Here is a 25,440-nt window from a genome sequence, read left to right as displayed (position 1 = left end):
TGGTGCCGACTAACCGAGTCGAACGGTTGACCTACTGATTACAAGTCAGTTGCTCTACCAGCTGAGCTAAGTCGGCACACAAAACTGTGTGCTAAGGCACGTTCAATTTTAAAGATTGAGAACTTTTATAAAGCACTTAAAATAAAAAAACCTTGCATAAGCAAGGCTTTTCAATAAATGGTGCCTCGACGCGGAATCGAACCACGGACACGAGGATTTTCAATCCTCTGCTCTACCGACTGAGCTATCGAGGCACATAAACTGTGCTAGTTACAGATTAACGAAATTAACCTTTAACTTAATAAATGGTGCCGACTAACCGAGTCGACGGGTAATTTGAACAGACTACTGATTACAGTTTTTCTTTTCAAACTACTTTAAATAAATGGTGCCGACTAACCGAGTCGAACGGTTGACCTACTGATTACAAGTCAGTTGCTCTACCAGCTGAGCTAAGTCGGCACACAAAACTGTGTGCTAAGGCACGTTCAATTTTAAAGATTGAGAACTTAAAGTAAATGGTGCCTCGACGCGGAATCGAACCACGGACACGAGGATTTTCAATCCTCTGCTCTACCGACTGAGCTATCGAGGCACATAAACTGTGCTAATTAATTGTTATACTTTACAATTAACTTTATATAAATGGTGCCGACTAACCGAGTCGAACGGTTGACCTACTGATTACAAGTCAGTTGCTCTACCAGCTGAGCTAAGTCGGCACACAAAACTGTGTGCTAAGGCACGCGTAATAATGTTTAAACTGTTGATTAAACACCACTACTTTAATAAATGGTGCCTCGACCCGGAATCGAACCAGGGACACGAGGATTTTCAATCCTCTGCTCTACCAACTGAGCTATCGAGGCACTTAAACAGTGCTAATTAAAAATCTTAAAGTATTTTTAATGCAATTCCCACTCATCTCTACCGACTGAGCTATCTGGGCGTGCGGCGTATTAAACGAGTTTTGCCCTTACAAGTCAACTTTTTTTTTATTCTTTATAACTGTTTGAACGGTTTTCAGACAACTCAGTGTATTTTTTATTAATAACGTTCATTTTTACCACAAATCGAACTATAAATATAAATAAATCAGACTAAAACCGTAGTGAATTATTTTTTGTAAATGTTACGATTAGCTTAGATACGTACGATAGGGACTTATCGTAGTAAAATCACATCAATTGGAAACAATCAATGCAGAGTAAATTTTCATCGCCAGTCAAAGGCTTATTACCTCTTTTTTTAATCATAAATATTGCAGTAACAGCGCTTGCTATTATTGCCCACTCATTTTATTCACAAACTGAAGTTAAGACAGCCCAACCTGCATCATCTGTTAATATTGTAACGCTTGCCGATAGATTAGACTTACCTATGGTTGATGCATTAACTATGTATGGTCAAGGTAAAGTAAGGCAGTTACTTGATTTAACGTCGTTATTAGATGATGACTTTGAATATACTCTATATCGCTTCAATGCTACATCAGATACTCAGTTGGTATATAGCAGCAGTAAACCTGCTATCGCTTCAATTAAAACTGAAAAGCATCTAGTAGAAGAAGGCATCCTACATCACTTACTGCTGTTAAACGATCAACCTATTGGCGAGCTTATTATTAAGCAAAACCTACCAACCGCTCCTTTAAGCGCTCAAAACTCTCAAGTTATTGCCTACATTATTGCGATAGCAAGCGTAGCTGCATTATTTATATTTACTTTAATGTTTAATATGTACATTAATAGTCGCTTACGAAAAAGTACTGACACTCTTACACAAGAGCTGCAGGCAATCACCGAAAATGCTAATTACAATAGTAGTGTTGATGAGCAGCTTGATATTGGTTTAGGTGTAGTGGCAAAAAACATTAACTTACTGCTACAAAAAGTACAGACTGCGATGAGTGAGAATGACGCCGCACAAAAAGAGCTTTATAAATTACAAAATGGCCTAGAAGCCGAAGTGCAAAATCGTACTATAGCGCTTGAGCAAGCCACATTAAAAGCAGAGCGAGCAAGCGAAACCAAAACGACCTTTTTAGCCACAATGAGCCACGAAATAAGAACACCGATGAATGGTGTTATAGGCACTATTGATTTACTGCGCCAGACCGAACTTGATGGCGCTCAACATCGTTTAAGTACAATTATTCGTGAATCAGCATTTTCGTTATTGAGCATTTTGGATGATATCTTAGATTTTTCAAAAATTGAGGCTGGAAAGCTAAATATTGACCCGATCCCATTTTCGGTAACCGATACCATTGAAGAAGTTGCTCGAGTGCTCTCATCAGTTGCTAAAAAACGTGAGCTTGATTTAGAACTAGCAATAGCACCAGATATTCCAGTCAACCTTACCGGTGATAGTGTGCGTGTACGTCAGGTGCTTTATAACCTATGTAGCAACGCAATTAAATTCACTAGCACTGATGAAAAAACCCAAGGCCATGTAAAAATATCAGTAGAGGTGGTTCATAATACGACTGATCACTTTACCTTACGCTTTTGCGTAACTGATAACGGTAAAGGCATGTCGCAGACGCAACTTCGCGAAATATTTAATCCATTTATTCAGGCCGAAAACTCAATTACCCGAGAATATGGTGGCACCGGTTTAGGTCTTTCTATTTGTAAAAGCTTAACTGAGCTTATGCTAGGTACTATTCATGTAACTAGTCATACCGGAATTGGCAGTGAGTTTACAGTAGAGCTGCCGTTTAGCACATCGGGTAAAATTAAGTACGCACATAAAGGTGCATTAAATGGTAAGCAAATTGTTGTAGTTAGTAATCACCTAGAACGTGAAAAAACAATGTACCGTTATTTATCGTTCATGGGCGCTAAAATAATTTATGCACACACAGAAGAAGAAATTGAAGAGCACCAGCATTCACAAGATATTATTTGGGTAGCTGATGGCATAGACAATATGGATAAAACTAATGCGCTGCTAAGACGTTTATTTTATTCATTAGAGGATTATAACCAACAAGTTGTTGTACTAAGTAAGCTTGATGAAGCAGCTATAAATCATAAAAACATTTTTTATATTAATGCCTCTCCTCTATGTAAATCTAACTTTATGCTTTCTATATTGGTGGCTGCAGGGTTACATACACCTAAGCAAATTAAAAAAACCAAAACACTTAATAACTATTTAAATGTTGAGCAGGCACGTAATTCAAACAAATTGGTTCTACTTGTTGAAGATAACCTTCTAAACCAACAAGTCCTCACCGATCAACTACATATACTGGGCTTTGGCGTTGAAATAGCTAACAACGGTGAAGAAGGTCTAGATATGTGGAGAAAAGGTGATTACTCACTTATTTTAACCGACTTACACATGCCTAAAATGTCGGGTTACGATATGGTCGAAAAAATCCGTAATGAAGCAGAGTTATTAGAATCGATTGATGCACAGCCTTACATTATTGCAGTAACAGCAAACGCACTTAAAGGCGAAAAAGAGCGCTGTTTAGCAGTAGGTATTAACGACTTCATTACCAAACCTATAGAGCTAAACGCGTTAGAAGAAACTCTAAAACGTTGGAGCGATAAACAAAGCCAAAACCCAAATGTAGTTATTCATCAAACTATGGCACTACCTATTGATATGGAAGCTGTTGCCAAATATGTAAACGGTGATGACGCTAAGCAAATTCGTTTTTTCAAAATGTATTTAGAACAAAGCCAAGGCTTAATTAAGAGTATTAATTCCGGCGTTATGGTTAACGATTTAAATGAGATTATTGAGGGGTGTCATCAATTAAAATCGATCTCCAAGACAATTGGTGCCCAAACGGTGGCAGAACTTTCAAGTGCATTTGAAGATAAATGTAAAGAAGGTGAACTCACAACCGATGAATTAATAGAGTTAAGAGATAAGCTGGAAATTGAATACTCTAAAGCTGCTCAATTTTTAAAGGAACAAATTAAAACATCTGAGCAAGAAGATGAGTTAAATGAATAAATAAACATAAAAAAAGGGCTTAATAGCCCTTTTTTTATGTTTAAAACATTACTTTTCAGGCGGTCGATAACCTTCAATTTCTACATCTTTATTTTCAAACAAAAAGCCAACCATTTGCTCTTCTAAAAATGTGCGGTGTTCTGGGTCCATCATATTTAAATGCTTTTCGTTAATAAGCATTGTTTGTTTATGTTGCCACTGAGCCCACGCTTCTTTAGAGATGTTATTAAAAATCTTTTCACCAATTTCACCAGGGTATAACTGAAAGCCAAGCCCTTCGGCTTCTTTTTGTAACTTTTGACAAAATACTGTACGTGCCATGATTGATTCTCTCTAACGCTAAATATGGGGCTATTCTATACTATTGCTGTAATTTGTTTAACCAACTTTTTAGTTGGTGCTGCTAGGCCAACCTCTATTGATTGATCAAGCGGATACCAGATTAATTGCTTATCGTTTACCACATCAGGAGTTTTCTTAACATTGAGCACATGCGGGTTAATCCTCAGCTCAAAATGTGAAAACACATGAATAAACGCTTCAAGTTCTACTAAACTAGCCTCTAGGCCTTGCTGAGCTAAAAACATTTGAAGCTCTTCGTACTCATTAAATTCAAAAAAGCCAAACAATCCGCCCCAAATACCGCTGTTAGGACGTTTTTCCATAAGCACTTTATCACCACACTGAATAATTAACTGATGACAACTCTTTTTAGGAACTGCTTTTTTAGGTTTTGAATGTGGAAACTCTTTTACTTTACCTGTATTAAAAGCACCACAGCCTGAGTTTAATGGGCAAGCCTCGCAATCAAACCGGCTGCGTGAGCAAACGCTAGACCCTAAATCCATCATAGCTTGATTAAACTCAGTAACATTATCTTTAGGCGTTAACTGCTCTGATAAATGCCAAAGCTGGTTTTCGACTTTTTTAACGCCGTACCAGCCCTCAATCATAAAATAGCGCGCTAAAACTCGCTTCACGTTCCCATCTAAAATAGGGTGATGCTGTCCAAGCGACAATGATAAAACAGCCCCTGCAGTAGAGCGCCCTATTCCAGGTAAATCCATTACTTCCTCAAGTGTTTTCGGAAACTCACCTTGGTATTTGTCACGCACTATTTTAGCTGTTTTGTGTAAGTTACGCGCACGAGCGTAATACCCTAAGCCGGTCCAGTGATGCAGTACTAAGTCTTCATCCGCATCAGCTAAAGCGATAATATCTGGAAAGCTTTGCATAAACTTTTCAAAGTATGGAATAACAGTAATAACTTGGGTTTGCTGCAGCATTACTTCAGACACCCACACTTTATAAGGTGTTTTACCTAGCTGCCACGGGAGTGTTTTACGCCCATGAAGGTGATACCAATCAACAACTTGATTAGAAAACCAGTGTGACTGTTCTTTATTTAAATCCAACATTTTTAACTTTTACTGATGCCCAATGGCGGCTCAGTCTATTGCAGTTAACAAAAAGATCAAGCTATACGGGGTGTAAAACCAGCTAATACTTGTGATTGCGGCCTCGGTCAGGGATAATATGCAACCATTTTTAAACACATTGTTTTTGTCAGGCCAATAATATGAGTGAATCAAGCAACACTAACCTTGAGCAAGCTAAGCAAGAAGGTAAATACATCCGCACCATTCGCAGTTTTGTAAAACGCGAAGGTCGATTAACCAAAGGCCAAGCCGCTGCAATCGAAAAATGCTGGCCAACAATGGGCCTAGAGCATAAAAACGGTATGCTTGATTTAAGCGAAGTTTTTGGCAACAACAACGATGTAGTAGTAGAAATTGGTTTTGGTATGGGTAAGTCGCTTGTCGAAATGGCAACAAATGCCCCTCACCTAAACTTTATCGGCATTGAAGTACACCGCCCAGGCGTTGGTGCTTGTTTAATGGATGCCGATGAAGCAGGCATTACCAACTTACGTATTTTTGAACACGATGCAGTTGAAGTACTTGCAGATTGCATACCTAATGAAAGCTTAACAACACTACAACTATTTTTCCCTGACCCTTGGCATAAAAAGCGTCACCACAAACGCCGTATTGTACAAACTGAGTTTGTTGAAAAGCTAAGAGCCCAACTTAAAATGGGTGGCGTTTTTCATATGGCAACAGACTGGGAAAACTACGCAGAGCACATGCTCGAAGTAATGAATGTAGCTCCTGGTTTTAAAAACCAATCAGAAACAAATGATTATGTTCCACGTCCAGATTTACGCCCGCTTACTAAGTTTGAGCAGCGCGGACATCGCCTAGGTCATGGCGTGTGGGATTTAATGTTTGAGCGCACAGAATAATTAAATTTAATTACTCACTTTTACTTTTATAAAACTAAATATACTGTAAGGCAAAGCCATTTATGAGCGTACTAACCAACCCAAGTTTACTGTTACTTCGTAATAGCGAGGCACTAACGGGAAAATCTATCTTGGTGGTCAACTTTGTTCAAGATGGCTTTTTAACAGAGCTTAAAAGACTTAATCCGCAAAGCAAAGTAACTGCGTTTAGCTACAACCACGCTAACGGAGAGTTTGCTAAAAACACCAAAGATGTTGATGTTCATGTAAGCCACACAATACCTGGTAACGACTACGATTTAGTTATTCTTTACTACCCTAAATCAAAACCAGAGTTATTAATGGCACTTGATAATATTCGATCTGCTATTACTGATGATGCCGAACTATTAGTAGTAGGTGAAAACAAAAGTGGTGTTAAGTCAATTGAAAAGCAATTAGCTGGTAAAGCTGAGTTTAGTAACAAGATTGATTCAGCTAAGCACTGCGTTCTTTACTCATTTGCTGAAATTTCTAAGCACCCTCACTTTGATATTACGACTTACCATAAAAAGTTTATTGTTAATGTTGCCGACACTGAATTTACAGCTATTAGTGTTCCTGGAGTGTTTAATCACGGTAGTTTAGATATAGGAACGAAAGTTCTACTGGAAAACGCACCGACAATTAAGCAAGGCAAAGTTCTCGACTTTGGTTGTGGCGCTGGTTTAATAGCAACTTTTTTAGGGCTTCATAATCCAGCACTTGAGTTTGTGTGTAGTGATGTAAGTGCGCTGGCAACTTATGCAACACAGCAAACCCTAAAGCTTAACAACATCAATGGTGAGGCTATATTAAGTGACGGCCTTAAAAGCATTAATGGCAAGTTTGATTTAATTATTAGCAATCCACCTTTTCATACTGGTATTGCAACCGACTACACAGTAGCAGAAACATTTTTAGCTAATGCAAAACAGCATTTAACTAAATTAGGGAAGCTAAATATTGTTGCTAACAGCTTTTTAAAGTACCCGCCTATTTTAGAAACTCAGTTTGAAAGCTATCAAACTGTATTTAAGAACAATAAATTTGCTGTATATAGCAGCTAATTTAAATTTGTAAAATGATTGAGCACAAACGTGCTCAAGCTAACTTTCGAATAAATATAAGAATTAATTTAGTTTTTTTCCTTCATTTTTCCACGTCTTTGCTAAACTAAAACTCTAAATAATTAAATTTAACTCAGGCGATAATGAAATAATGCCTAAAAAAGTTCATCAAAGTAGCATTCGAAAAGCACTCATTAATTTGATCATGCTTATTACAGCTATTTGCTTATCGTTATCTATTTCTATCTCTACGTATTTAAGCGTGAAAGAACAAAAGCAATTAATAGTTAATAAGCTTGTTATTCTTTCTGAAATTGTAGCTTTTGATGCTGGGCAATCGGTAATTGAAGATGATCGTAAAACAGAAGAAAAACGCCTCAAGTCATTTGAAAAGATCCCTCTTGTAAAAAACATACATATTTACTCAATAGAAAAAGCATCCCAAAAGCCTGTTTTCTTTATTAGCTTTAATGCTAAAAAAACACCTCCTGTGCCACTGAGAATAGACAGTGTAGAAGAGCTAAAAACACCACGAATTACGAGTGACCATATTGAGCTAACCCGCCCTATTTACGATAACGAACAAGTAGTAGGTTATGTGTATATGCGAGGAAGCCTCGAGAGTTTAGAGGTTTATATTGAGAGAAAAATATTAATAGACGTGTTATTAACATTATTAATTCTGGCGGTTGTTTACTTTATTGCTATTAAAGTTCAACGACGTATAGCTAAGCCAATAGAGCAATTAAGCATGTTATTGCAGGATGTGTCTAAAAATCATAACTACGATGCACGCGCACCAGTAACTGATGTAAAAGAAATAAGTGCTCTTTCAAATAGTTTAAATATCATGCTTACGCGTACAAAAAAACAACTTGAACGCCACGAAAAAGATAAGCAAGAAATCAAACAACTAAACCTAAGCCTTGAAGAAAAAGTAAACCAACGAACAATCGCCCTTAGAGAGGCAAATCAAGAGCTTTTATCAACTCTTGAGCGGATGCATCAATACCAAACACAAATTGTTGAAAACGAAAAAATGGCATCTTTAGGGCAAATGGTTGCAGGTGTTGCCCATGAAGTTAACACACCAATAGGGCTAGGTATTACCGGTTCTACGTTACTTAGAGATAAACTAGCAGACATACAGCAAAGCTTTGATGACAAAAAACTTACCTCAAGCCATCTAAAACGCTTTATAGATGAAGGTATTGAAAACTTAGATTTAATTTACCGCAACTTAAATCGTGCAGCTGACCTTATATCTAACTTTAAAAAAGTAGCGGTTATTCAAGATGACGGTGTAAATACCTATATTAATGTGCACAAATTAATAAGTGATGTTTTAACATCGATTCAATCTGAATTATTGCCCAAAAAGCCTGTTGTAACTATCAACTGTCCGACCGACTTGGCTATTCATAGTAAGTCTGAACCTCTACAACAAGTTTTTCAGCAGTTACTTATGAACTCTGTAATTCATGGATTTATAGGTAAAGAAAACAATGAAATTCGCTTTGACGTAGAACTCGTCGGGAAAAAATTAACAATCGTTTATTCTGACAATGGTCAGGGCGTTGACAAAAACATTAAAAATAGAATTTTTGACCCATTCGTAACTTCAAAGCGCGGGCAAGGCGCAAGTGGCTTAGGCATGCACTTAGTTTATAACCTAGTAACACAAGCACTTGGCGGAAGAGTGATGTTTGATCTTGAAGAAAAACGCGGTGCTCGCTTTATAATTACTATTCCTTAAATAAAGATCATTAAAAAGTGCATATATTTAAAATTTATCCTTGAATTAGCATTTAATGACCTCATTAATGAGGCATGTGATAAGTGCGTAACATTATTTAATTGCTTTAAATAAATATTACCAAGCGATTTATGAACTTTTTTATCTTTGCTGTATCACATACATTGATGAAAGGTTAAAAAGTGATATAGTTTTGCTTTGAATTAGTCTGATTATTTTAAGTACCTTGTTTAATTGAATGATATGTCAATTATCAAAGGAAAATGGCTTCGACTTTATGATTCAAATAGCTACATCCATGTATATATCAATTAAACAGTAGTTTTTGCACTGCCCTTTTTTAGTAGACTTTGGACACCCTACTGTTTTATTTTTATCCAATTTGTTTTTTCCTTGTTAACAAATGGGTATAATCCTATAATCTCTAGTAATCGGTTATAAATTAGTCACCGATTTTTTATAAATAATATATTCCAAAAGGTTAATTAATAATGCAAACGCCAGTCATTCTAATCGTAGAAGATGAAGACGTAACTCGACTGAACCTAGTTAGTTTATTTGAAGCTGAAGGGTACAAAGTTATTGAAGCCATTGATGGCGATGATATGCATGACAAGCTTACAAATAACGATGACGTTAATCTTGTAGTTATGGATATCAACCTTCCTGGTAAAAACGGTCTTATTTTAGCCCGTGAATTACGCCAAAAGCGTAAAGTAGGTCTTATATTCCTAACTGGTCGTGATAACGATGTTGACCGTATTTTAGGTCTTGAAATTGGCGCAGATGACTACGTTACTAAACCGTTCAACCCGCGTGAATTAACTATCAGAGCTCGCAACCTTATTACTCGTACTGCCTTAGGTGGTGAAGAGTCAGCACTAGAAACAAATGGTGTTATTACGTTTAATGGTTGGGAACTTGATGAAAACAGCCGTTGTCTTACTTCTCCAAATGGCGACGCTAAGCGTTTACCTAAAGGTGAGTACAGAGCACTTCGTTTAATGCTTGATTCTCCAGGTCGCATTTTCAGCCGTGAGCAATTAATTAAGCATATGACAGGCCGTGAGCTTCGCGCAAATGACCGTACTGTTGACGTTACTATTCGTCGCATTCGTAAGCATTTTGAAAGTGATAACTCAACGTCTGAGTTAATCAGCACCATCCATGGTGAAGGTTACCGTTTCATTGGTAAAATTGACGCTTAATTAGAGCTAATTAGTTTCACTCTAATTGCTGTAAAAATAAATGAAGGGCTTTTTGTCCTTCATTTATTTTATCTGCCAGAATATCTAACCACTGCTTTAACACCTCATCAGATTCATCAATCGCACCATGTTCCATTATTTTGGCATGAAGCTGCACGTCATTAAGACCTACTGAGCCAGCCGCCCCTTTGAGTTTATGCGCTACTGATTCATACTCTTCTCTATCACCAGTATTTAATGAAGTAAGTAACTCTTGCTGATATTGTGGACTTAGCTTTTCGAATAGCTGACTACTGCGTCTAAACACAACTAAGCCCATCGAATTGACAAAGTCTTCTATTGTTTCCATATCTAATAAGTGTGCATCAATGCCTTTAAGGGCTTCTTCACTTACTTTTAACAGCGGCTCTGTGCATTCACTTTGCTTAATTCCAAATAAATCAGCCAGCATTTTATCAAGCTTCACTGTGTTAATTGGTTTAGCAAGCGCCCCTTGTATTGATATGCCTTCAAGCTCTTCTTCAGCACTACGAACATTGGCCGTAAGTGCCACGATAGGTAATTTATCAAAGTGACTATCTGAGCGTATTTGCTTGGCAACTACGTCACCATTTATATCAGGCAATTGCATATCAAGTAATACTAAATCTAAGTCATCTTCGGTTTCGACAAACGAGAGTGCATCTTCACCGGTTTCAGCCCACAACACTTCATGCCCGCGTTGCTCTAATAAGTTTGTAGCAATTTCAGCGTTAAGAGGTACATCTTCTACTAGTAAAATATACAAACCACGACCAACATAACTTTGCTCTGTTGGTGCCACACATAAACTAAGCGGTATTTGAACTGTAAAGCAACTTCCTTCGCCCTCAGTACTATTTACTGTAATTATCCCTTTCATCGCACTTACAAGTGCCTTAGTTACAGCCAAACCAATACCGGAACCTATTGCGTTAGTCCCTTTTAAATCTGGCGCTTTGTAATACATATCAAATATATGAGCAAGCTGCTCTGGCGGAATACCTTGGCCGGTATCCGATACTTTCATAACTAACCATGGGCCTTCAACTCTGTTTTCTCGGCTACATTCAAGTGTTACCTTCCCTTGCTGTGTAAACTTAACGGCGTTATTAATTAAGTTCCAAACAACTTGGCGTAAGCGAGTTGGGTCGAGCTGTGCGTAAATATCCAGCACCCCATTGCGCTTAATATCAAACTCTAGCTCTTTTTGCTCCGCGATTAAGCCCGCAAAGTTAACAACGTCATTTATAAAGTCTGATACGTTAATAGAGTTGGTCACTATATCGAGCTGATCTCTATCTATTTTGTCTAAATCAATAATATCGTTAAAAATATTGCCGAGTGTTTCAGCACTCGAAAATATAGTATTACCCCAACTACGCTGCTGTTTGTTTAAGTCAGTATCAAGCAGCATTCGTGTTAAACCAACAATACCATTGAGCGGTGTACGTAGTTCATGGCTTAATGTAGCAATAAACTTACCTTTGTCTTTATAGGCCGTTTCGAGCGCTTGAGCGGCCTCCTTACGACTTGTGATATCACGACCAAAGCCCAGTAGACCAATGTAATCACCTTCATCATTTATAAAAGGTAATTTACGCAGCTCAAACCAACGCGTTTCGCCATTTACTTCATAGCCCACATCAATGGTTAGTGCTTTATGGCTTTGCTCTACTTCTTTATCGGTTTTCAAAACTTCAGATAAAAAGTGACTAGGGAATATTTGCTCAACCGTTTTGCCAATTAGTTCGCTACTTGATTTGCCCATTACTTCTTCAAACATTTTATTACAACCAGCAAACACGCCATTGTTATCGCGGTAATAAAATAAATCAGGAGATGAATCAACTATTGAGCGCTGCAGCATGCTTTGTTGAGCAAGTTCTTGTTGTGTTTTTTTACGCTCAGCAATTTCTCGTCGTAGTTCTTCAATAGCGCGGTGCTTGGCATGAAATGCCATTTTACGCTCATCAATTTCGATGTTTAGACGGTTAATGTTATCTTTTAGGGTTTGATTTAAAAGCTTTTCTTGCTTGGTGGCGCTATCTAAATAAGCATATGAGGCATCTAGTTGTCGAATTGAATTAAGCAACACACTTATTATTAAAGGAGACACTACAGCCGTAAAAAATACCACGGCTAAAATATCAACAAGGTGTAATTCGCCTATCGCCACATAATAAAACATGCTCGATAAAATAAGAGATACAGTTAAAAATAAAGTGTAACAAATAGCAGCGGTTTTAAATTCACCAAATCGCGTTATTGAGCTGGAAAGTACCCGAGCCCAAGGGCTCAAAGAATAATCGGTCATACGTAATTTTATCTCTTAGCTGTGTACTTAATATAAAGAAGGCAATGCGTATGTATAAACATACCATTTTCCCAGATTTTAGCATTTTTCTCCTACCACTACTCACGTTGTGCGATAAAAACAGAATTTTTCATGTTTGATTTAGCTCATCTATTAAACTCATCATTTCAGCAATAAATTATTTAGTGTAAAATGCCCCGCTTTATTATCCCCAAAATACGAGTAGCGCACATGCAAACCAATATGCCAGATATAGCAGACACTGCACCCGCTTTACAAACAGGTAAATTAGACTGGGTTGGCATGGGCGAAATAGAACTGCCATTTATTTTTGAATCCCGAGACTTATCTCCAGTTACAGTAAACGCCAAAGCGCGTGCATTTGTAAATTTACATAAAGAAGATGCCAAAGGCATTCATATGTCACGTCTATTTTTGGCACTTGATCTGCTTTCAACCGAGCAGCAAGTCAATCCGCAAACGATAGCGCAAGCACTCGATACATTTATAACTAGCCACGAAGGGCTGAGCAATAAAGCACAAATTGAATTTAAATTTGAATTACCGCTACGCCGTAAGTCACTATTAAGTGGTAAAGCGGGCTGGAAAAGCTACCCAGTTGTACTTACCAGTACAATTGAAAATAACGTTATTAGCTACGAGCTAACCGTAGATGTTACTTATTCTTCAACGTGCCCATGCTCTGCTGCACTTGCGCGCCAGCTTATACAAAACGCGTTTAACGAAAAGTTTAACCAAGAAACGTTAAGCCAAAAAGATGTGCACGAATGGCTAGGCACTACACAAGGCATTGTAGCTACTCCCCACTCGCAGCGCTCTATTGCCAACGTAAAAGTAAAGCTTGATAGCAACATTCAAGAATTTGACGTAGTTACGCTAATTAACACTCTTGAAGCTGAGCTTAAAACACCAGTACAAGCGGCAGTAAAACGTGAAGATGAGCAAGAATTTGCCCGTTTAAATGGTCAAAACCTTATGTTTTGTGAAGATGCAGCGCGTAAAATTAAAGCATTGCTAGAGGCAAACAATTACAGTGATTATTGGCTGCAAATAAACCACTATGAATCACTGCATGCACACGATGCTGTAGCTATTGCAGTAAAAGGTATTAAAGGAGGCTACAAAGCTTAATCGCTGTGTAGCTATTGCTTGTAAACCAGTCGGTAATTATTTTATAACCCATACTTTTTAGGCACGTAAATTGCTTTATTTGAGCAGTGTCAATTTGTTGTTATGGAGTTACCGTATGGAATTCGCTTTATTATTAATCCTAGTATTAGTTGTCGGGGCCTCTGTTGTTGCGTCAAAATTTAATGACGATGGCGGAAACCCGTATCCTTTTACTCGCAAGCAAACTGTTTTTACGCAGGTTGAAGGCGCTTTTTTAAATCTTCTCGAGCGTGCTGTTGGCGATCAATATAAAATTGTTAGTCGCGTTAAGTTAATCGACGTTATTGACTGTAAGCAAGGGCTTTCAGTAAAGTCTAAACGTGCTGCTTTAGCTAAAGCTAAAAATAAGCAACTCGACTTTGTTTTAATCGACAAAGAAAAACTAACAATCATTGCTGCTGTTGACCTAGTTAACAATGCCAACAAAGATGGCCACAAAGCTCAACGCGACTGGTTTGTAAACGGTGCACTAGAGTCTGCGGGCATTCCACATATTCGTATGAAAGTTAAATCGGGCTACCGCCCTTCTGAAGTACGCGATGCAATTATGTTTAAACTTGGTAAGCCTGCAGCAACACAAACTCAGCGCCCTGTTCGTAACCGCTCACATAAGCCAGCGGTACTTTCACCTTCTCAGGCTAAAGCGCAAACCACCGCGTTAGCTGAAATTTAAAAAACGAATTAAATACTCTCCTAAAAAGTATTTAAAGCGAGCTCATAAACAAGCTCGCTTTTTTGTTTTTTATTGCTAACTTCACGTATAATCAAGTGATTCAAACTCAGGAATTAAACTTTATGAATGTTGGTATTATTGGCGCAATGGAGCCAGAAGTTAAAATTTTACGTGAAGCTATGCAAAACCCACAAATTTTAACTAAAGCAGGTTTCACTTTTTATACTGGCGAGTTGGCTGGTAACACGGTGACACTTGTTCAATCTGGTATTGGTAAAGTCGCATCAACTATTGCAACTACCTTACTGATCGATAACTTCAAACCTGATTGTATAATTAACACAGGCTCAGCCGGTGGATTCGATCCTTCTCTTAGTGTTGGCGATGTAGTAATTTCGTCAGAAGTACGTCACCACGATGTAGACGTAACTGCTTTTGGCTACGAAATTGGCCAAGTACCACAAATGCCGGCAGGCTTTGCAGCACACCCTGAATTAGTTGAAGCAGCACAGCAAACTATCGAACAAATCAGTGATGTTAAAACACTCGTTGGCTTAATTTGTACTGGTGACACATTTATGTGTGACCCTATACGCATTGATAAAGCACGTAGTGATTTTCCTACAATGCTTGCTGTTGAAATGGAAGGCGCTTCAATTGCACAAACGTGTTTTACGCTAAACACACCATTTGTTGTAATTCGCTCAATGTCTGATATTGCTGGTAAAGAGTCACCACAATCATTTGAAGAATACCTAGAAACAGCATCAATCAACTCATCTAAAATGGTTGTTGCACTTTTAGAAAAGCTTACAGCAGTATCTCTGTAAATGCTTAGCAATATTGTTCAAAATCACTTGGACTTTATTGCCTTTATACTAGCGCTCCTTGCTGAGCGCTTTATTCCCCTTATTAGCTGGTATCATCCTAATACGGCGTTAAATGCTGTTTTTAGTGCTATTGGCAAACGTATATACAAAAGCAAAGAACCTAAAAGCTATCAATATTTGGCAGCTATCCTCGCAAGCTCACTTATTTTAAGTGTTATTCTCATTATTGTAGTGTTACTACTCGAGTTTGCTTTTTATCCTGAATTACTCGCTGGCCTTATTTTATATTTATGCCTAGAAAGTAAGAGCATTGATAAAAAAGCACTTCGCATTGCAAAGCTAACTAAACAAAATCAAAAATCCACAGCACGCGAATTACTAAAACCACTGCTTGCCCGTGAAGTTAATAGACTTTCATCTGCTGGTATTATCAAAGCATTAATTGAGAGCTTAATACTGCGCACCGCTCGATACTATTTCGTAGTCATATTTATATTTTTAGCATTTGGTCCTATTGCTGCCCTTGCCTATCGGTTACTTACCTTAATACAACAAGCCTGGCGTAGTGATATCCCCCCAAATAGTTACTTTTTAAAGCCGCTTAAAACACTCTTGTTTATTATTGAATATATTCCCATGCGCTTACTCGCTTTAACTATTGCAGCAAGTCGAGCAAGCAAACAAAGCATGCATTATATAAAGCATTATGGCAGGCATTTTTATCAAACAAATACAGGCTGGCTCTTAAGCACATGTTCTGCATCACTTGGCGTGCAGCTGGGCGGGCCTGCAGTTTATTTAGGTACTCGCTTTAATAAAATGCGTATTGGCACTGATAGACTACCTACACCCGAGGATGTACCTGTAATAATTAATAGGTTAAATCAGGCGCGTGTATTTTGGTTGCTAGTGATAGCCAGCATTGAAATATTAAAATTGATTTAAAGGGCTCAAAATACGAGCACAAAAAAACCAGCCGAGGCTGGTTTTTTAGTTTTTAAACTGTGCTTAAGCTACAGTGATGTTTGCAAACTTACGTTTACCTACTTGGTAAATAGCCGTTGTGCCTTTTGCTATTTCAAGTTTGGTATCAGTGATTTTATCTTCACCGTTAAGTTTAACTGCACCTTGCTTAATCATACGCATTGCTTCTGATGTACTTACTACTAAATTTGCTTCTTTAAGCAAGTTAGCAATTAAAATAGTATCTTCTGCAATAGTGATTGTTAGCTCTGGGATTTCATCTGGTAACGCTTTTTTCTGAAAACGTTGAATAAAATCATCATGTGCACCTTGTGCATCAGCTTCACTATGAAAACGAGCAATTAGCTCTTTAGCTAGTTCAATTTTAATATCGCGCGGATTCGTACCTTGCTCAACACGTTCTTTTTGAGCTGCAATTTCTTCAATAGAAAGCGCACTTAATAAGTCGTAGTAACGCCACATTAGCACATCACTAATTGACATTATTTTACCAAACATATCGTTAGGCGCATCAGTAATACCAATGTAATTACCAAGCGACTTAGACATTTTTTGAACGCCGTCAGTACCTTCAAGTAATGGCATCATTAATACTGTTTGCGGCTTTTGACCTTCTACTTTTTGTAGCTCACGGCCCATTAACAAATTAAAGCGCTGATCAGTACCACCTAGTTCAACATCTGACTCTAGTGCAACCGAATCCCAACCTTGTACCAGTGGATATAAAAACTCATGAATTGCAATTGGTTGGCCGCTTCCATAACGCTTTTTAAAGTCATCACGTTCAAGCATACGTGCTACGGTTTGGTTTGCAGCAAGTTTAATCATGCCTGCAGCGCCTAACTTTTCCATCCAAGTAGAGTTAAATGCAACAGTGGTTTTAGCAGGATCTAGAATTTTGAATACTTGTTCTTTATATGTTTCGGCATTGGCTAGTACGTCTTCACGAGTAAGTGGTTTACGCGTTACGTTTTTCCCCGTTGGGTCACCAATCATGCCAGTAAAGTCACCAATTAAGAAAATAACCTCATGACCTAAATCCTGAAAGGTTTTCATTTTATTAATTAGTACAGTGTGTCCTAAGTGTAAATCAGGCGCTGTAGGATCAAAGCCTGCTTTTATTTTTAGCTTCTTGCCCGACTTTAGTTTTTCAACTAGTTCGTCTTCAATTAATATTTCTTCTGCACCGCGTTTTATCTCTGCTAGAGCGGTTTGTAAATCCACTGTGTATTACTCCAAAATTCTGCCGACGAAGGGGCGACTAGTTACTTGCGTAGTCACGGTTTAATAAAGGTTTAAACCGAATAAATAGATGTAGCTAACATAACAAATTTCTACCTAATTAAAACAACTTTTTAAGTGATTCATGCAACTAAACTAAATCAATTGAGTCTTAGCTAGGTAGAGCGTTAAAAAAGGCTTTCTAAGCCCGATTTTAGCGTAGTTTAAGGTCAGTTTAAATCTACAAAACACTAGTATTCGTACATTATTAAGTATATCCTGCAATATTATGTATTTATTATCTTGACAGCAGAAAAAGGCACGTTATGGTTCACGTGGTTCACACGCTCCCCAAAAAACACAAATTGCTTATTCTAGGTTTGGTTTCTGCTATTGTTGGCTTAGCCTTTCTTCCTTCTGAAAAAGCCACTGCATCCAAAGACAATAGTGCAAATGCACTAGAAATTGGTAAGCGCTATGAGTTACAAGTTAAAGTTGATAACAACGAAAAATTAACTGAGTTAAATTCAGAGCAAGCAGCAGAAAAGTTACCAGAATACGACTTTGTCGATCATAAAGTTAAAAATGGCGACAATTTAGCAATTATCTTTAAGCGTGCTGGTTTTTCGGCTCAAACGCTTCATAAACTAATTAACACTAATGCGGAGACTCGCAAACTGACTAAAATTCACCCAGGTGAAATACTTAGTTTTGCGACAGCTGAAGATGGCTCCTTAGCTCAACTGCGCTATGTGATTTCAAAAACAGATACTTTATTTGTTACCTTAAACGAAGAAGGTAACTACGATACAGCTATTGATAGCAAAGAAATTGAAACGCTAACCAAAACCGCTGGCGGCGAAATATCTAATAACTTTTGGACTTCAGCAATTGCAGCAGGTTTAAGCGAACGCCAAATAATGAACTTTGCTGACATATTTGGTTGGGATGTTGATTTTGCAAACGACATTCGTAAAGGCGATGTATTTGGCTTAATTTACGAGTCTCACTATGTTGATGGCGAGTTTATTGGTACCGGTAAGATTATTGCAGCTGAATTTGTAAACCAAGGTCAGCGCTTTGCAGCTATTCGCCATACCGACGGCAATTTTTATACGCCTGAAGGGCGTAGCATGAAAAAAGCATTTTTACGTGCACCTGTAAGCTTTAAGTATATTAGTTCGAGCTTTAATCCTCGCCGCTTACACCCTGTTACTGGGCAAGTTAGAGCGCACCGTGGTATCGACTTTGCTGCACGCACTGGCACACCTGTTGTTGCATCTGGTAACGGTAAAGTAATTAAAGCCGGTTACAGCAAGTACAACGGTAACTACGTATTTATTAGCCATGGCACGCAATATGTAACTAAGTACTTACACCTAAATAAGAAGCTAGTTAAAACGGGCCAAAAAGTTAAACAGGGCCAACAAATTGGTACTGTAGGTTCTACAGGTCGTGTTACTGGTGCACATTTGCACTATGAATTTTTAGTAAATGGCGTTCACCGTAATCCTAAAACTGTAAAACTTCCTAAGTCAGAGCCATTACCTCGCTCAGAACTTGCCAAGTTTAAACCTATTGCTGATAACTTTATTGCCCAGCTTGAGCGCAATCGCGAGCTACAGTTAGCACTTAAATAAAGTTTATCAATAAACATTAAAAAAGCCTTTGCAGGTTTAACCTGCAAAGGCTTTTTTGTATACGCTATAAACCATTAGTACATCAGTACATAAATGAGCTGAATAACTAAAGACACCATCACTAATGGCCAAATATATTTACTGTATTTGGTTGCGCCGTTGAGCCCTATTTTACTTTGATACTTTTCAAGCAAGGGTATAAGTATCGCCAGCGCAACAAACAAACCAATTAAAATAACGAATATGTTCATATTAACGCCCTACTTATGGTAATTCGTGGCCTTTAGCGCTTACATAAAGTGCATACCAATGCTCACGAGTTAGCTCTACGTTTACAGCATCACAAGAGGCTTTAATCCGTTTAGCATTAGTTGTTCCAATAATTGGCTGAATAGATGCGGGATGGCGAAGCAACCATGCAAGTACAATTGCCTCAGCAGAGGTTTCATAAAGTGCAGCCAGCTTATTAACTAAAAGACTGGTGTTTATATCTGCCTGAGATGCGTTTGATAAATCACTACCGCTGTACAAGCCTTGGCATAAACTACCCCAGCTTTGAATTTGGATTTCAAAATGTCGACAGTACTCAATACTACCTGGTGTAAAATTAAGATCTTTACCGTCACTGTTACCGGCATATACACCTTCATCAACAAACTGATGTTTTTGTAAACTAGCCTCAATTTGGTTAGCCACAATTGGCATATCAAGCGCATGTTGTAAAAAGTTCATTTGGTGCTGCTGCATATTCGATACTGCAAAATTGCGCACTTTACCGCTTTCTTTTAAGCAACTAAATATACGAGCAATTTCGTTAACTTCCATGAGTGGATCAGGGCGATGCAGCATAAGTACGTCTAAATAGTCTGTATTTAATCGTTTTAATGATGCTTCAACTGATTGCTCAATCCACTTTGGGGAAAAATCATAGCGCTTTGGCCCTAAGTCATCTTCAAATCGAATCCCACACTTAGATTGAATATACATGTGCTCTCTAAGCTCTGGCCGCTCACTTAATGCTTTACCAAAAACCTGCTCTGCTTTACCAAAAGTATAAATATCAGCATGGTCAAAAAAATTAATACCGCCTTCAATGGCGTTATCTATACACTCATGAGCTTGCTTAACATGTGCATCAGTGATTGCGTCTTTATTCCAACCGCCGCCAAGACCCATACATCCAAATACAAGTTTACTAACGTGAGGCAAGTGCTTTGCTAAAGGCGTGTGAAGCATGATAACTATCCTTAAAATGTTGAAGAGCTGTTACTGTAAACAAAAAGTGCTGAACAAGAAACCATTTAGCGGCGAAGAAATTAAGAACAAAAAAAAGCGCAGTAAACTGCGCTTAATGGTTAATCTATTTTAAATTACATTTTTAGCCAACAAGTGCTAATAAAATACCCGCAGCAACTGCACTACCAAGTACACCCGCTACGTTGGGTCCCATTGCATGCATAAGTAAAAAGTTATGTGGGTTACTTTCAAGGCCAACTTTATTAACTACTCGTGCCGCCATTGGCACAGCCGATACACCTGCCGCCCCAATTAATGGATTTATAGGCGTTTTAGATATTCGGTTAAGTCCTTTTGCCATAAATACGCCAGATGCCGTACCAATTGCAAAAGCCAGTGCGCCAAGCACTAAAATACCAATCGTCTCAACAGTTAAAAACTTATCTGCAGCAAGCTTTGAACCAACAGCTAAGCCTAAAAATATAGTTGTAACATTGATGATTTCGTTTTGAGCACTGTTACTTAATCTATCAACAACACCCGACTCTCGCATTAAGTTACCTAAACAAAACATACCTACAAGCGGTATAGCAGCCGGTAAAAACATAGCCGTTAAACTAAGCACCATAAGTGGAAAAATAATCTTTTCCTTTTTAGATACTTTGCGAAGCTCTGGCATTTTTATTTTACGTTCTTCTGGGGTTGTTAGTGCACGCATAATTGGCGGCTGAATAATTGGCACAAGTGCCATATATGAATACGCAGCTACTGCTATTGCGCCTAGTAAATCAGGTGCAAGTTTTGATGCTAAAAATATTGCTGTTGGCCCATCGGCACCACCTATAATGGCAATAGCCGATGCGTCCTGTAGAGTAAATTCAAAACCTGGCACATAGTTAAGTAATATAGCGCCAAACAATGTAGCAAAAATACCAAACTGTGCAGCCGCACCTAATAACAACATACGTGGGTTTGCAATAAGTGCGCTAAAGTCGGTCAGCGCCCCTACTCCCATAAATATCAACAGCGGAAAAATCCCCGTATCAATACCCACATAATAAACGTAGTACAAAAGCCCACCTGGGTCTGACAAACCTGCCACTGGTACATTTGTTAAAATTGCACCAAAACCAATAGGTAGTAATAATAGTGGTTCAAAGCCTTTAGCTATCGCTAAAAACAGTAATAAACACCCTACCGCAATCATTATTAACGATGGGATTGTAAAGTTAGCAATGCCTGTCGCATTCCAGAGGTTTAAAATACCTTCCATCCTCTATTTACTCCTAAGCTAATGCAATCATAGCGTCGCCGGTAGTTACAGCATCGCCTTCACTAACTAACACTTCAGCAATTGTTCCGGTATGCGTAGCGCGTATTTCAGTTTCCATTTTCATGGCTTCCATAATAATCACTACATCGCCTTCGTTAACAACTTGCCCAGCTTTTACCTTAATCTTAAAAATATTACCGGCTAGAGGCGCGTTAAGTGTTTCACCTGATGCAACCGAAGCAGATTGAGGAATGTGCTCAGAGTCTTTTAATGTTACTTCTTTAAGTTCACCACCTTGCGCTACGACTACGTCATAAACTTTACCATCTACTTTTACGCTGTATTGCTCAGCCTTCACTTTGTTATTATTTGAAACTGATTTAGAAGGTGCTTTACTGCTTTTATCTTCAACAGAAGGTACTGGCTCAAATGCATCTGGGTTGTTGCGGTTTTTAATAAACTTCAAACCAACTTGTGGGAATAATGCATAAGTTAATACGTCATCAATTTGATCATCAGCAAGTGTTAAACCTTGCTCTTGTGCTTCTTTTAATAACTCAGCTTCAAGCGTTGCAAGCTCAGGTGCAATGTTATCAGCAGGGCGACAAGTAATAACTTCCGCTCCATCAAGCACGCGCTCTTGTAGCTCTTTATTCATTGGTGCTGGTGTTAAGCCATATTCACCTTTTAATACGCCAGCAGTTTCTTTAGTAATTGTTTTATAACGCTCACCCGTTAGCACATTAAGTACCGCTTGAGTGCCAACAATTTGCGACGTTGGTGTTACTAAAGGTAAAAAGCCAAGATCTTCACGTACACGTGGGATCTCAAGTAAAACCTCATTAAGCTTATCGGCTGCGCCTTGCTCTTTAAGTTGGTTTTCCATGTTTGTAAGCATGCCACCAGGTACTTGAGCTAATAAAATGCGCCCATCAACCCCTTTTAAGCTACCTTCAAATGCCGCATATTTTTTACGTACATCTCTAAAGTAAGCAGCAATTTCTTCTAGGTGGTTTAAATCAAGCTCAGTATCACGCTCAGTCCCTTCAACTATCGATACAATAGTTTCAGTTGCGGAATGTCCATAAGTCATACTCATTGATGAAATAGCGGTATCGAGCATATCAATACCAGCATCAATTGCTTTTTGGTAAGTAGCAGTACTTAAACCTGTTGTAGCGTGGCACTGCATAGCAATTGGAATAGATACAGTTTCTTTAAGTGCTTTAATTAGTTTTTCAGCATCGTACGGCTTTAATAAACCCGCCATATCTTTAATACAAATTGAGTGACAACCCATATCTTCAAGCTGCTTTGCAAGAGTTAGCCACATATCAAGTGTATGAACTGGGCTAACTGTGTACGAAATAGTACCTTGAGCGTGAGCGCCTACTTTTACAGCCGCTTTAATAGCTGTTTCTAGGTTACGTACATCGTTCATTGCATCAAATATACGAAATACATCAACGCCATTTTTATGTGCACGTTCTACAAACTTTTCAACTACGTCATCAGCGTAATGGCGGTAACCTAATAAGTTTTGACCGCGTAATAGCATTTGCTGTTTAGTATTAGGCATCGCTTTTTTAAGTGCACGAATACGCTCCCAAGGATCTTCGCCTAAATAACGAATACACGAGTCAAATGTAGCACCGCCCCACGATTCAATAGACCAATAACCCGCATCGTCTAATTTGCTAGCAATCGGTAGCATATCGTCTAGGCGCATACGCGTTGCTAATAATGATTGGTGAGCATCGCGTAATACCAATTCTGTTAATTTTAATTTAGCCATGTGTTTGCCCCTTATTTATTATTTGATTTGTACTGAGCAATGGCAGCACTAATAGCAGCGATGTGCTCATTAGGCACACCTTGAGATTTAAAAGATGGTGATTTAACTGGTGTCGCCACGTCAGGTTCGCTAAAGCGCGTCACCAAATTAGACATAAGCGTTACTGCACCAATTAATATCGACAGAAATACAAACACCCCAACCATGCCAGTAAGCATTAAGTTACCAGCCGTTGTGAGTAGAGCACCTATATCCATTTTTCTCCCCCTTGAAACCCATATCGAAAATAAAAAATCGATTTAATTAAATATTTATTCACTGGATAATAACAAAACTAACCGCTTTGTCTACATCTTGTAAATTGGTAAAACCAATTAAACAATAAACAACATAACACTCAATTAATTTACATGCTATAACTCAGCAATCACGCGCTCTACAATACATACAAGAAATAACGACTATAGCTAATAGTTATATGGAATTTGTTAATTAACTATCAAGCTAAGTAAAAATAAACACTAATTCTTAATATAAAGTGCAAAGCCACACACCAATTGTTAATTGGTCTTACCAAAATAAGTTTATTTAGTGAACATTTAGCAGTTATTTGCAACAGTGTGAATAACTTACATAACAAAGCGTAAAAGTTACTAACCAACTAATAACTAGAACAACAGCGAAAAACCATAACCAATTGATATTTATACCAAATAAACTTTGGCATATAACTGGCATTAGTTATTATGAGCAAATTTGATAACCAAGGAGAAAACAATGTTACGCTGGACAATTACATTTTTAGTTATTGCTTTAATCGCTGCAGTGTTAGGTTTTGGTGGCATCGCAGGTGCCGCAGCTGGTATAGCAAAAATTATATTTTTTATCTTTTTAGTACTTTTAGTGATTTCATTAGTTTCAGGTGCACTACGTGGTAAATCACCCAGGTAGATAAAGCATTCAACTAACAAACACTAAAATTTAATTAATACTTACAAGGAATTACACTATGAACTCTACAACTTTAAAAGCAGCACTAATCGCAGTATTTGCAGGTTTTTTCATGATGGGTTGTGAAGACAACCATGCAGAAGATGCTGGCGAACGTATCGACGAAGCAGTAACTGATGTGCAAAACTCTGTTGAAGATGCATGTGAAAATGTTAAAGAAGGCGTGAACGCTGAAGAAACTAACTGTTAATTCTTCTTGTACCGCTAAAAAAAACGGCTTTCGAGCCGTTTTTTTGTGCCAGTAATAAAATCACTAACTATAAAGCTGCTCATTTAGCAGTTAGCTTGTTAAAATAAAAAAAACGATATTTAAAGCAAGGCAAAATGGCATTCACAACCACCTACACATTAGATAAACCCTACTTTTACGAGTGTTTTGATGAGTCACTCCCTTATAGTAAACGTGCAAAACCTAAATACTTTTTACTTGTGTTGCTAGTTGCGCTTGGTTTATTTGGCATTTATGTTTTAGACGATCATTACTTAGGATCGTTTATGATCATCTTAGCGGTACTCGAATGCGTCGCTTTTTACTATCGCAGACCATGGTGGGTAACCAGACAAATGCTCAGCAGAGCATCAGGCTCTGAGGTAACACTTACCTTTGATGAAGAAGGTATTAAATCTGCTAATCATTACAAAAGCTATAAATTAGAATGGCAAAATATAAGCGAAGTAATAGACACCCAGCAAGGTATTATTATTAAAAATAAAAGTGGTATGCAGTACATATCAAAACAAATACTTAATCCTGAAACACTCGCTTTTATAAACAAAAAAGCCACTCAGTGAGCTGTCTCTTATACACAAATCCCTGCTAAGAAATTAGCGGGGATTTTTTTGAACTAAATCTCAATGTCATGATCAGATCTTCAAATCTTGTTTGAGGGCACATTATGATTAACGAACATACTCA

22 protein-coding genes and 6 tRNA genes are annotated in these 25,440 nt (G+C 38.0%); 13 read left to right on the top strand and 15 right to left on the bottom strand.

Translation table 11 applies throughout. The features are described 5' to 3' along the window. The 6 genes from H5118_RS11145 to H5118_RS11120 form a co-directional block, all read right to left on the bottom strand. Positions 1-76: transfer RNA gene (locus H5118_RS11145), tRNA-Thr, on the bottom strand. Positions 77-178: 102 nt separating this feature from the next. Then, positions 179-254 (bottom strand) — tRNA-Phe (locus tag H5118_RS11140). Positions 255-386: 132 nt separating this feature from the next. Next, positions 387-462, bottom strand: a tRNA-Thr gene (locus H5118_RS11135). Between the two features lie 57 nt (positions 463-519). Beyond that, a tRNA-Phe gene (locus H5118_RS11130) sits at positions 520-595 on the bottom strand. Positions 596-646: 51 nt separating this feature from the next. Then, a tRNA-Thr gene (locus tag H5118_RS11125) sits at positions 647-722 on the bottom strand. 71 nt (positions 723-793) lie between these two features. Continuing rightward, positions 794-869: transfer RNA gene (locus tag H5118_RS11120), tRNA-Phe, on the bottom strand. A gap of 331 nt (positions 870-1,200) precedes the next feature. Between H5118_RS11120 and H5118_RS11115 the strand changes: the two genes are divergently transcribed. Continuing rightward, complete coding sequence (locus H5118_RS11115; RefSeq protein WP_182738651.1) at positions 1,201-3,978, top strand: hybrid sensor histidine kinase/response regulator; 2,778 nt, start codon at positions 1,201-1,203, stop codon at positions 3,976-3,978. A 48-nt stretch (positions 3,979-4,026) separates the two neighbouring features. On the opposite strand, the gene H5118_RS11110 is transcribed toward H5118_RS11115, so the two are convergent. Both H5118_RS11110 and mutY read right to left on the bottom strand, forming a co-directional pair. Next, positions 4,027-4,299, bottom strand: a complete 273-nt coding sequence (locus H5118_RS11110) for an oxidative damage protection protein (RefSeq protein ID WP_002962543.1) — start codon at positions 4,297-4,299, stop codon at positions 4,027-4,029. Between the two features lie 35 nt (positions 4,300-4,334). Then, positions 4,335-5,396, bottom strand: a complete 1,062-nt coding sequence (gene mutY, locus H5118_RS11105; protein ID WP_182748822.1) for an A/G-specific adenine glycosylase — start codon at positions 5,394-5,396, stop codon at positions 4,335-4,337. A gap of 161 nt (positions 5,397-5,557) precedes the next feature. Between mutY and trmB the strand changes: the two genes are divergently transcribed. The 4 genes from trmB (at position 5,558) to arcA (ending at position 10,335) form a co-directional block, all read left to right on the top strand. Continuing rightward, on the top strand, positions 5,558-6,283 hold the full coding sequence (gene trmB, locus H5118_RS11100; RefSeq protein WP_007582957.1) for a tRNA (guanosine(46)-N7)-methyltransferase TrmB: 726 nt from the start codon (positions 5,558-5,560) through the stop codon (positions 6,281-6,283). A gap of 62 nt (positions 6,284-6,345) precedes the next feature. Beyond that, positions 6,346-7,371 (top strand): 16S rRNA (guanine(1207)-N(2))-methyltransferase RsmC, encoded by a 1,026-nt coding sequence (gene rsmC / locus H5118_RS11095; RefSeq protein ID WP_182748820.1) that lies wholly within the window; start codon positions 6,346-6,348, stop codon positions 7,369-7,371. 151 nt (positions 7,372-7,522) lie between these two features. After that, the gene (locus tag H5118_RS11090) at positions 7,523-9,127 is read left to right on the top strand and encodes a sensor histidine kinase (RefSeq protein WP_182671521.1); all 1,605 of its coding nucleotides are present in this window, start codon (positions 7,523-7,525) and stop codon (positions 9,125-9,127) included. 491 nt (positions 9,128-9,618) lie between these two features. Next, the gene (gene arcA / locus H5118_RS11085; protein WP_002962549.1) at positions 9,619-10,335 is read left to right on the top strand and encodes a two-component system response regulator ArcA; all 717 of its coding nucleotides are present in this window, start codon (positions 9,619-9,621) and stop codon (positions 10,333-10,335) included. A gap of 16 nt (positions 10,336-10,351) precedes the next feature. On the opposite strand, the gene arcB is transcribed toward arcA, so the two are convergent. Beyond that, positions 10,352-12,670, bottom strand: coding sequence for an aerobic respiration two-component sensor histidine kinase ArcB (gene arcB / locus H5118_RS11080; protein ID WP_165744108.1), 2,319 nt, complete (start codon positions 12,668-12,670; stop codon positions 10,352-10,354). Between the two features lie 231 nt (positions 12,671-12,901). Between arcB and folE2 the strand changes: the two genes are divergently transcribed. The 4 genes from folE2 (at position 12,902) to H5118_RS11060 (ending at position 16,309) form a co-directional block, all read left to right on the top strand. Beyond that, a complete protein-coding gene (gene folE2, locus H5118_RS11075) occupies positions 12,902-13,822 on the top strand; it encodes a GTP cyclohydrolase FolE2 (RefSeq protein WP_182748818.1) in 921 nt (306 codons plus the stop codon). A 115-nt stretch (positions 13,823-13,937) separates the two neighbouring features. After that, complete coding sequence (locus H5118_RS11070; protein WP_002962552.1) at positions 13,938-14,534, top strand: DUF2726 domain-containing protein; 597 nt, start codon at positions 13,938-13,940, stop codon at positions 14,532-14,534. Positions 14,535-14,656: 122 nt separating this feature from the next. Further along, the gene (gene mtnN / locus H5118_RS11065; RefSeq protein WP_182748816.1) at positions 14,657-15,364 is read left to right on the top strand and encodes a 5'-methylthioadenosine/S-adenosylhomocysteine nucleosidase; all 708 of its coding nucleotides are present in this window, start codon (positions 14,657-14,659) and stop codon (positions 15,362-15,364) included. Further along, entirely contained in the window at positions 15,365-16,309 is a 945-nt protein-coding gene (locus H5118_RS11060) for a regulatory signaling modulator protein AmpE (RefSeq protein ID WP_182673998.1), read from the top strand. A 63-nt stretch (positions 16,310-16,372) separates the two neighbouring features. Here H5118_RS11060 and tyrS read toward each other — a convergent pair whose 3' ends face one another. Further along, complete coding sequence (gene tyrS, locus H5118_RS11055; protein WP_007585427.1) at positions 16,373-17,572, bottom strand: tyrosine--tRNA ligase; 1,200 nt, start codon at positions 17,570-17,572, stop codon at positions 16,373-16,375. Positions 17,573-17,895: 323 nt separating this feature from the next. Here tyrS and H5118_RS11050 point away from each other — a divergent pair, with 323 nt between their 5' ends. Further along, positions 17,896-19,209 (top strand): peptidoglycan DD-metalloendopeptidase family protein, encoded by a 1,314-nt coding sequence (locus H5118_RS11050; protein ID WP_024597684.1) that lies wholly within the window; start codon positions 17,896-17,898, stop codon positions 19,207-19,209. Positions 19,210-19,283: 74 nt separating this feature from the next. On the opposite strand, the gene H5118_RS11045 is transcribed toward H5118_RS11050, so the two are convergent. The 5 genes from H5118_RS11045 to H5118_RS11025 form a co-directional block, all read right to left on the bottom strand. Then, positions 19,284-19,460 (bottom strand): hypothetical protein, encoded by a 177-nt coding sequence (locus H5118_RS11045; RefSeq protein WP_007583822.1) that lies wholly within the window; start codon positions 19,458-19,460, stop codon positions 19,284-19,286. 13 nt (positions 19,461-19,473) lie between these two features. Then, on the bottom strand, positions 19,474-20,445 hold the full coding sequence (locus H5118_RS11040) for an aldo/keto reductase family oxidoreductase (RefSeq protein ID WP_024597683.1): 972 nt from the start codon (positions 20,443-20,445) through the stop codon (positions 19,474-19,476). 142 nt (positions 20,446-20,587) lie between these two features. Beyond that, positions 20,588-21,718: a sodium ion-translocating decarboxylase subunit beta gene (locus H5118_RS11035; RefSeq protein WP_002961942.1), complete on the bottom strand. Its 1,131-nt coding sequence runs from the start codon at positions 21,716-21,718 to the stop codon at positions 20,588-20,590. 13 nt (positions 21,719-21,731) lie between these two features. Beyond that, positions 21,732-23,513 carry a sodium-extruding oxaloacetate decarboxylase subunit alpha gene (gene oadA / locus H5118_RS11030; protein ID WP_149603191.1) on the bottom strand — a complete coding sequence of 594 codons (1,782 nt, stop codon included), beginning with the start codon at positions 23,511-23,513 and terminating at the stop codon, positions 21,732-21,734. Between the two features lie 11 nt (positions 23,514-23,524). Then, positions 23,525-23,770 carry an OadG family protein gene (locus H5118_RS11025; RefSeq protein WP_002961940.1) on the bottom strand — a complete coding sequence of 82 codons (246 nt, stop codon included), beginning with the start codon at positions 23,768-23,770 and terminating at the stop codon, positions 23,525-23,527. Between the two features lie 520 nt (positions 23,771-24,290). Here H5118_RS11025 and H5118_RS11020 point away from each other — a divergent pair. The 3 genes from H5118_RS11020 to H5118_RS11010 all read left to right on the top strand — a co-directional run bounded on the left by H5118_RS11020 (position 24,291) and on the right by H5118_RS11010 (position 25,316). Beyond that, complete coding sequence (locus H5118_RS11020) at positions 24,291-24,464, top strand: DUF1328 domain-containing protein (RefSeq protein WP_002961939.1); 174 nt, start codon at positions 24,291-24,293, stop codon at positions 24,462-24,464. Between the two features lie 58 nt (positions 24,465-24,522). Next, the gene (locus H5118_RS11015; protein ID WP_002961938.1) at positions 24,523-24,714 is read left to right on the top strand and encodes a hypothetical protein; all 192 of its coding nucleotides are present in this window, start codon (positions 24,523-24,525) and stop codon (positions 24,712-24,714) included. A gap of 134 nt (positions 24,715-24,848) precedes the next feature. Next, positions 24,849-25,316, top strand: a complete 468-nt coding sequence (locus tag H5118_RS11010) for a YcxB family protein (RefSeq protein ID WP_182748814.1) — start codon at positions 24,849-24,851, stop codon at positions 25,314-25,316. Positions 25,317-25,440 lie beyond the last annotated feature (124 nt).

Origin of the sequence: Pseudoalteromonas sp. SR41-1 (assembly GCF_014164015.1) — a bacterium.
GTDB lineage: Bacteria > Pseudomonadota > Gammaproteobacteria > Enterobacterales > Alteromonadaceae > Pseudoalteromonas > Pseudoalteromonas distincta.
This window is presented reverse-complemented; position numbering and strand designations above follow the sequence as displayed.

Excerpts from the sequence above, each read along its gene's own strand:
- H5118_RS11110 (WP_002962543.1), bottom strand. The coding sequence starts at position 4,299 with ATGGCACGTACAGTATTTTGTCAAAAGTTACAAAAAGAAGCCGAAGGG.
- arcA (WP_002962549.1), top strand. The coding sequence starts at position 9,619 with ATGCAAACGCCAGTCATTCTAATCGTAGAAGATGAAGACGTAACTCGA.
- mtnN (WP_182748816.1), top strand. The coding sequence starts at position 14,657 with ATGAATGTTGGTATTATTGGCGCAATGGAGCCAGAAGTTAAAATTTTA.
- H5118_RS11015 (WP_002961938.1), top strand. The coding sequence starts at position 24,523 with ATGAACTCTACAACTTTAAAAGCAGCACTAATCGCAGTATTTGCAGGT.
- H5118_RS11050 (WP_024597684.1), top strand. The coding sequence starts at position 17,896 with ATGGTTCACGTGGTTCACACGCTCCCCAAAAAACACAAATTGCTTATT.
- trmB (WP_007582957.1), top strand. The coding sequence starts at position 5,558 with ATGAGTGAATCAAGCAACACTAACCTTGAGCAAGCTAAGCAAGAAGGT.
- H5118_RS11010 (WP_182748814.1), top strand. The coding sequence starts at position 24,849 with ATGGCATTCACAACCACCTACACATTAGATAAACCCTACTTTTACGAG.
- H5118_RS11025 (WP_002961940.1), bottom strand. The coding sequence starts at position 23,770 with ATGGATATAGGTGCTCTACTCACAACGGCTGGTAACTTAATGCTTACT.
- folE2 (WP_182748818.1), top strand. The coding sequence starts at position 12,902 with ATGCAAACCAATATGCCAGATATAGCAGACACTGCACCCGCTTTACAA.
- mutY (WP_182748822.1), bottom strand. The coding sequence starts at position 5,396 with ATGTTGGATTTAAATAAAGAACAGTCACACTGGTTTTCTAATCAAGTT.
- oadA (WP_149603191.1), bottom strand. The coding sequence starts at position 23,513 with ATGGCTAAATTAAAATTAACAGAATTGGTATTACGCGATGCTCACCAA.
- rsmC (WP_182748820.1), top strand. The coding sequence starts at position 6,346 with ATGAGCGTACTAACCAACCCAAGTTTACTGTTACTTCGTAATAGCGAG.
- H5118_RS11115 (WP_182738651.1), top strand. The coding sequence starts at position 1,201 with ATGCAGAGTAAATTTTCATCGCCAGTCAAAGGCTTATTACCTCTTTTT.
- arcB (WP_165744108.1), bottom strand. The coding sequence starts at position 12,670 with ATGACCGATTATTCTTTGAGCCCTTGGGCTCGGGTACTTTCCAGCTCA.
- H5118_RS11060 (WP_182673998.1), top strand. The coding sequence starts at position 15,365 with ATGCTTAGCAATATTGTTCAAAATCACTTGGACTTTATTGCCTTTATA.
- H5118_RS11035 (WP_002961942.1), bottom strand. The coding sequence starts at position 21,718 with ATGGAAGGTATTTTAAACCTCTGGAATGCGACAGGCATTGCTAACTTT.
- H5118_RS11090 (WP_182671521.1), top strand. The coding sequence starts at position 7,523 with ATGCCTAAAAAAGTTCATCAAAGTAGCATTCGAAAAGCACTCATTAAT.
- H5118_RS11020 (WP_002961939.1), top strand. The coding sequence starts at position 24,291 with ATGTTACGCTGGACAATTACATTTTTAGTTATTGCTTTAATCGCTGCA.
- H5118_RS11045 (WP_007583822.1), bottom strand. The coding sequence starts at position 19,460 with ATGAACATATTCGTTATTTTAATTGGTTTGTTTGTTGCGCTGGCGATA.
- H5118_RS11070 (WP_002962552.1), top strand. The coding sequence starts at position 13,938 with ATGGAATTCGCTTTATTATTAATCCTAGTATTAGTTGTCGGGGCCTCT.
- H5118_RS11040 (WP_024597683.1), bottom strand. The coding sequence starts at position 20,445 with ATGCTTCACACGCCTTTAGCAAAGCACTTGCCTCACGTTAGTAAACTT.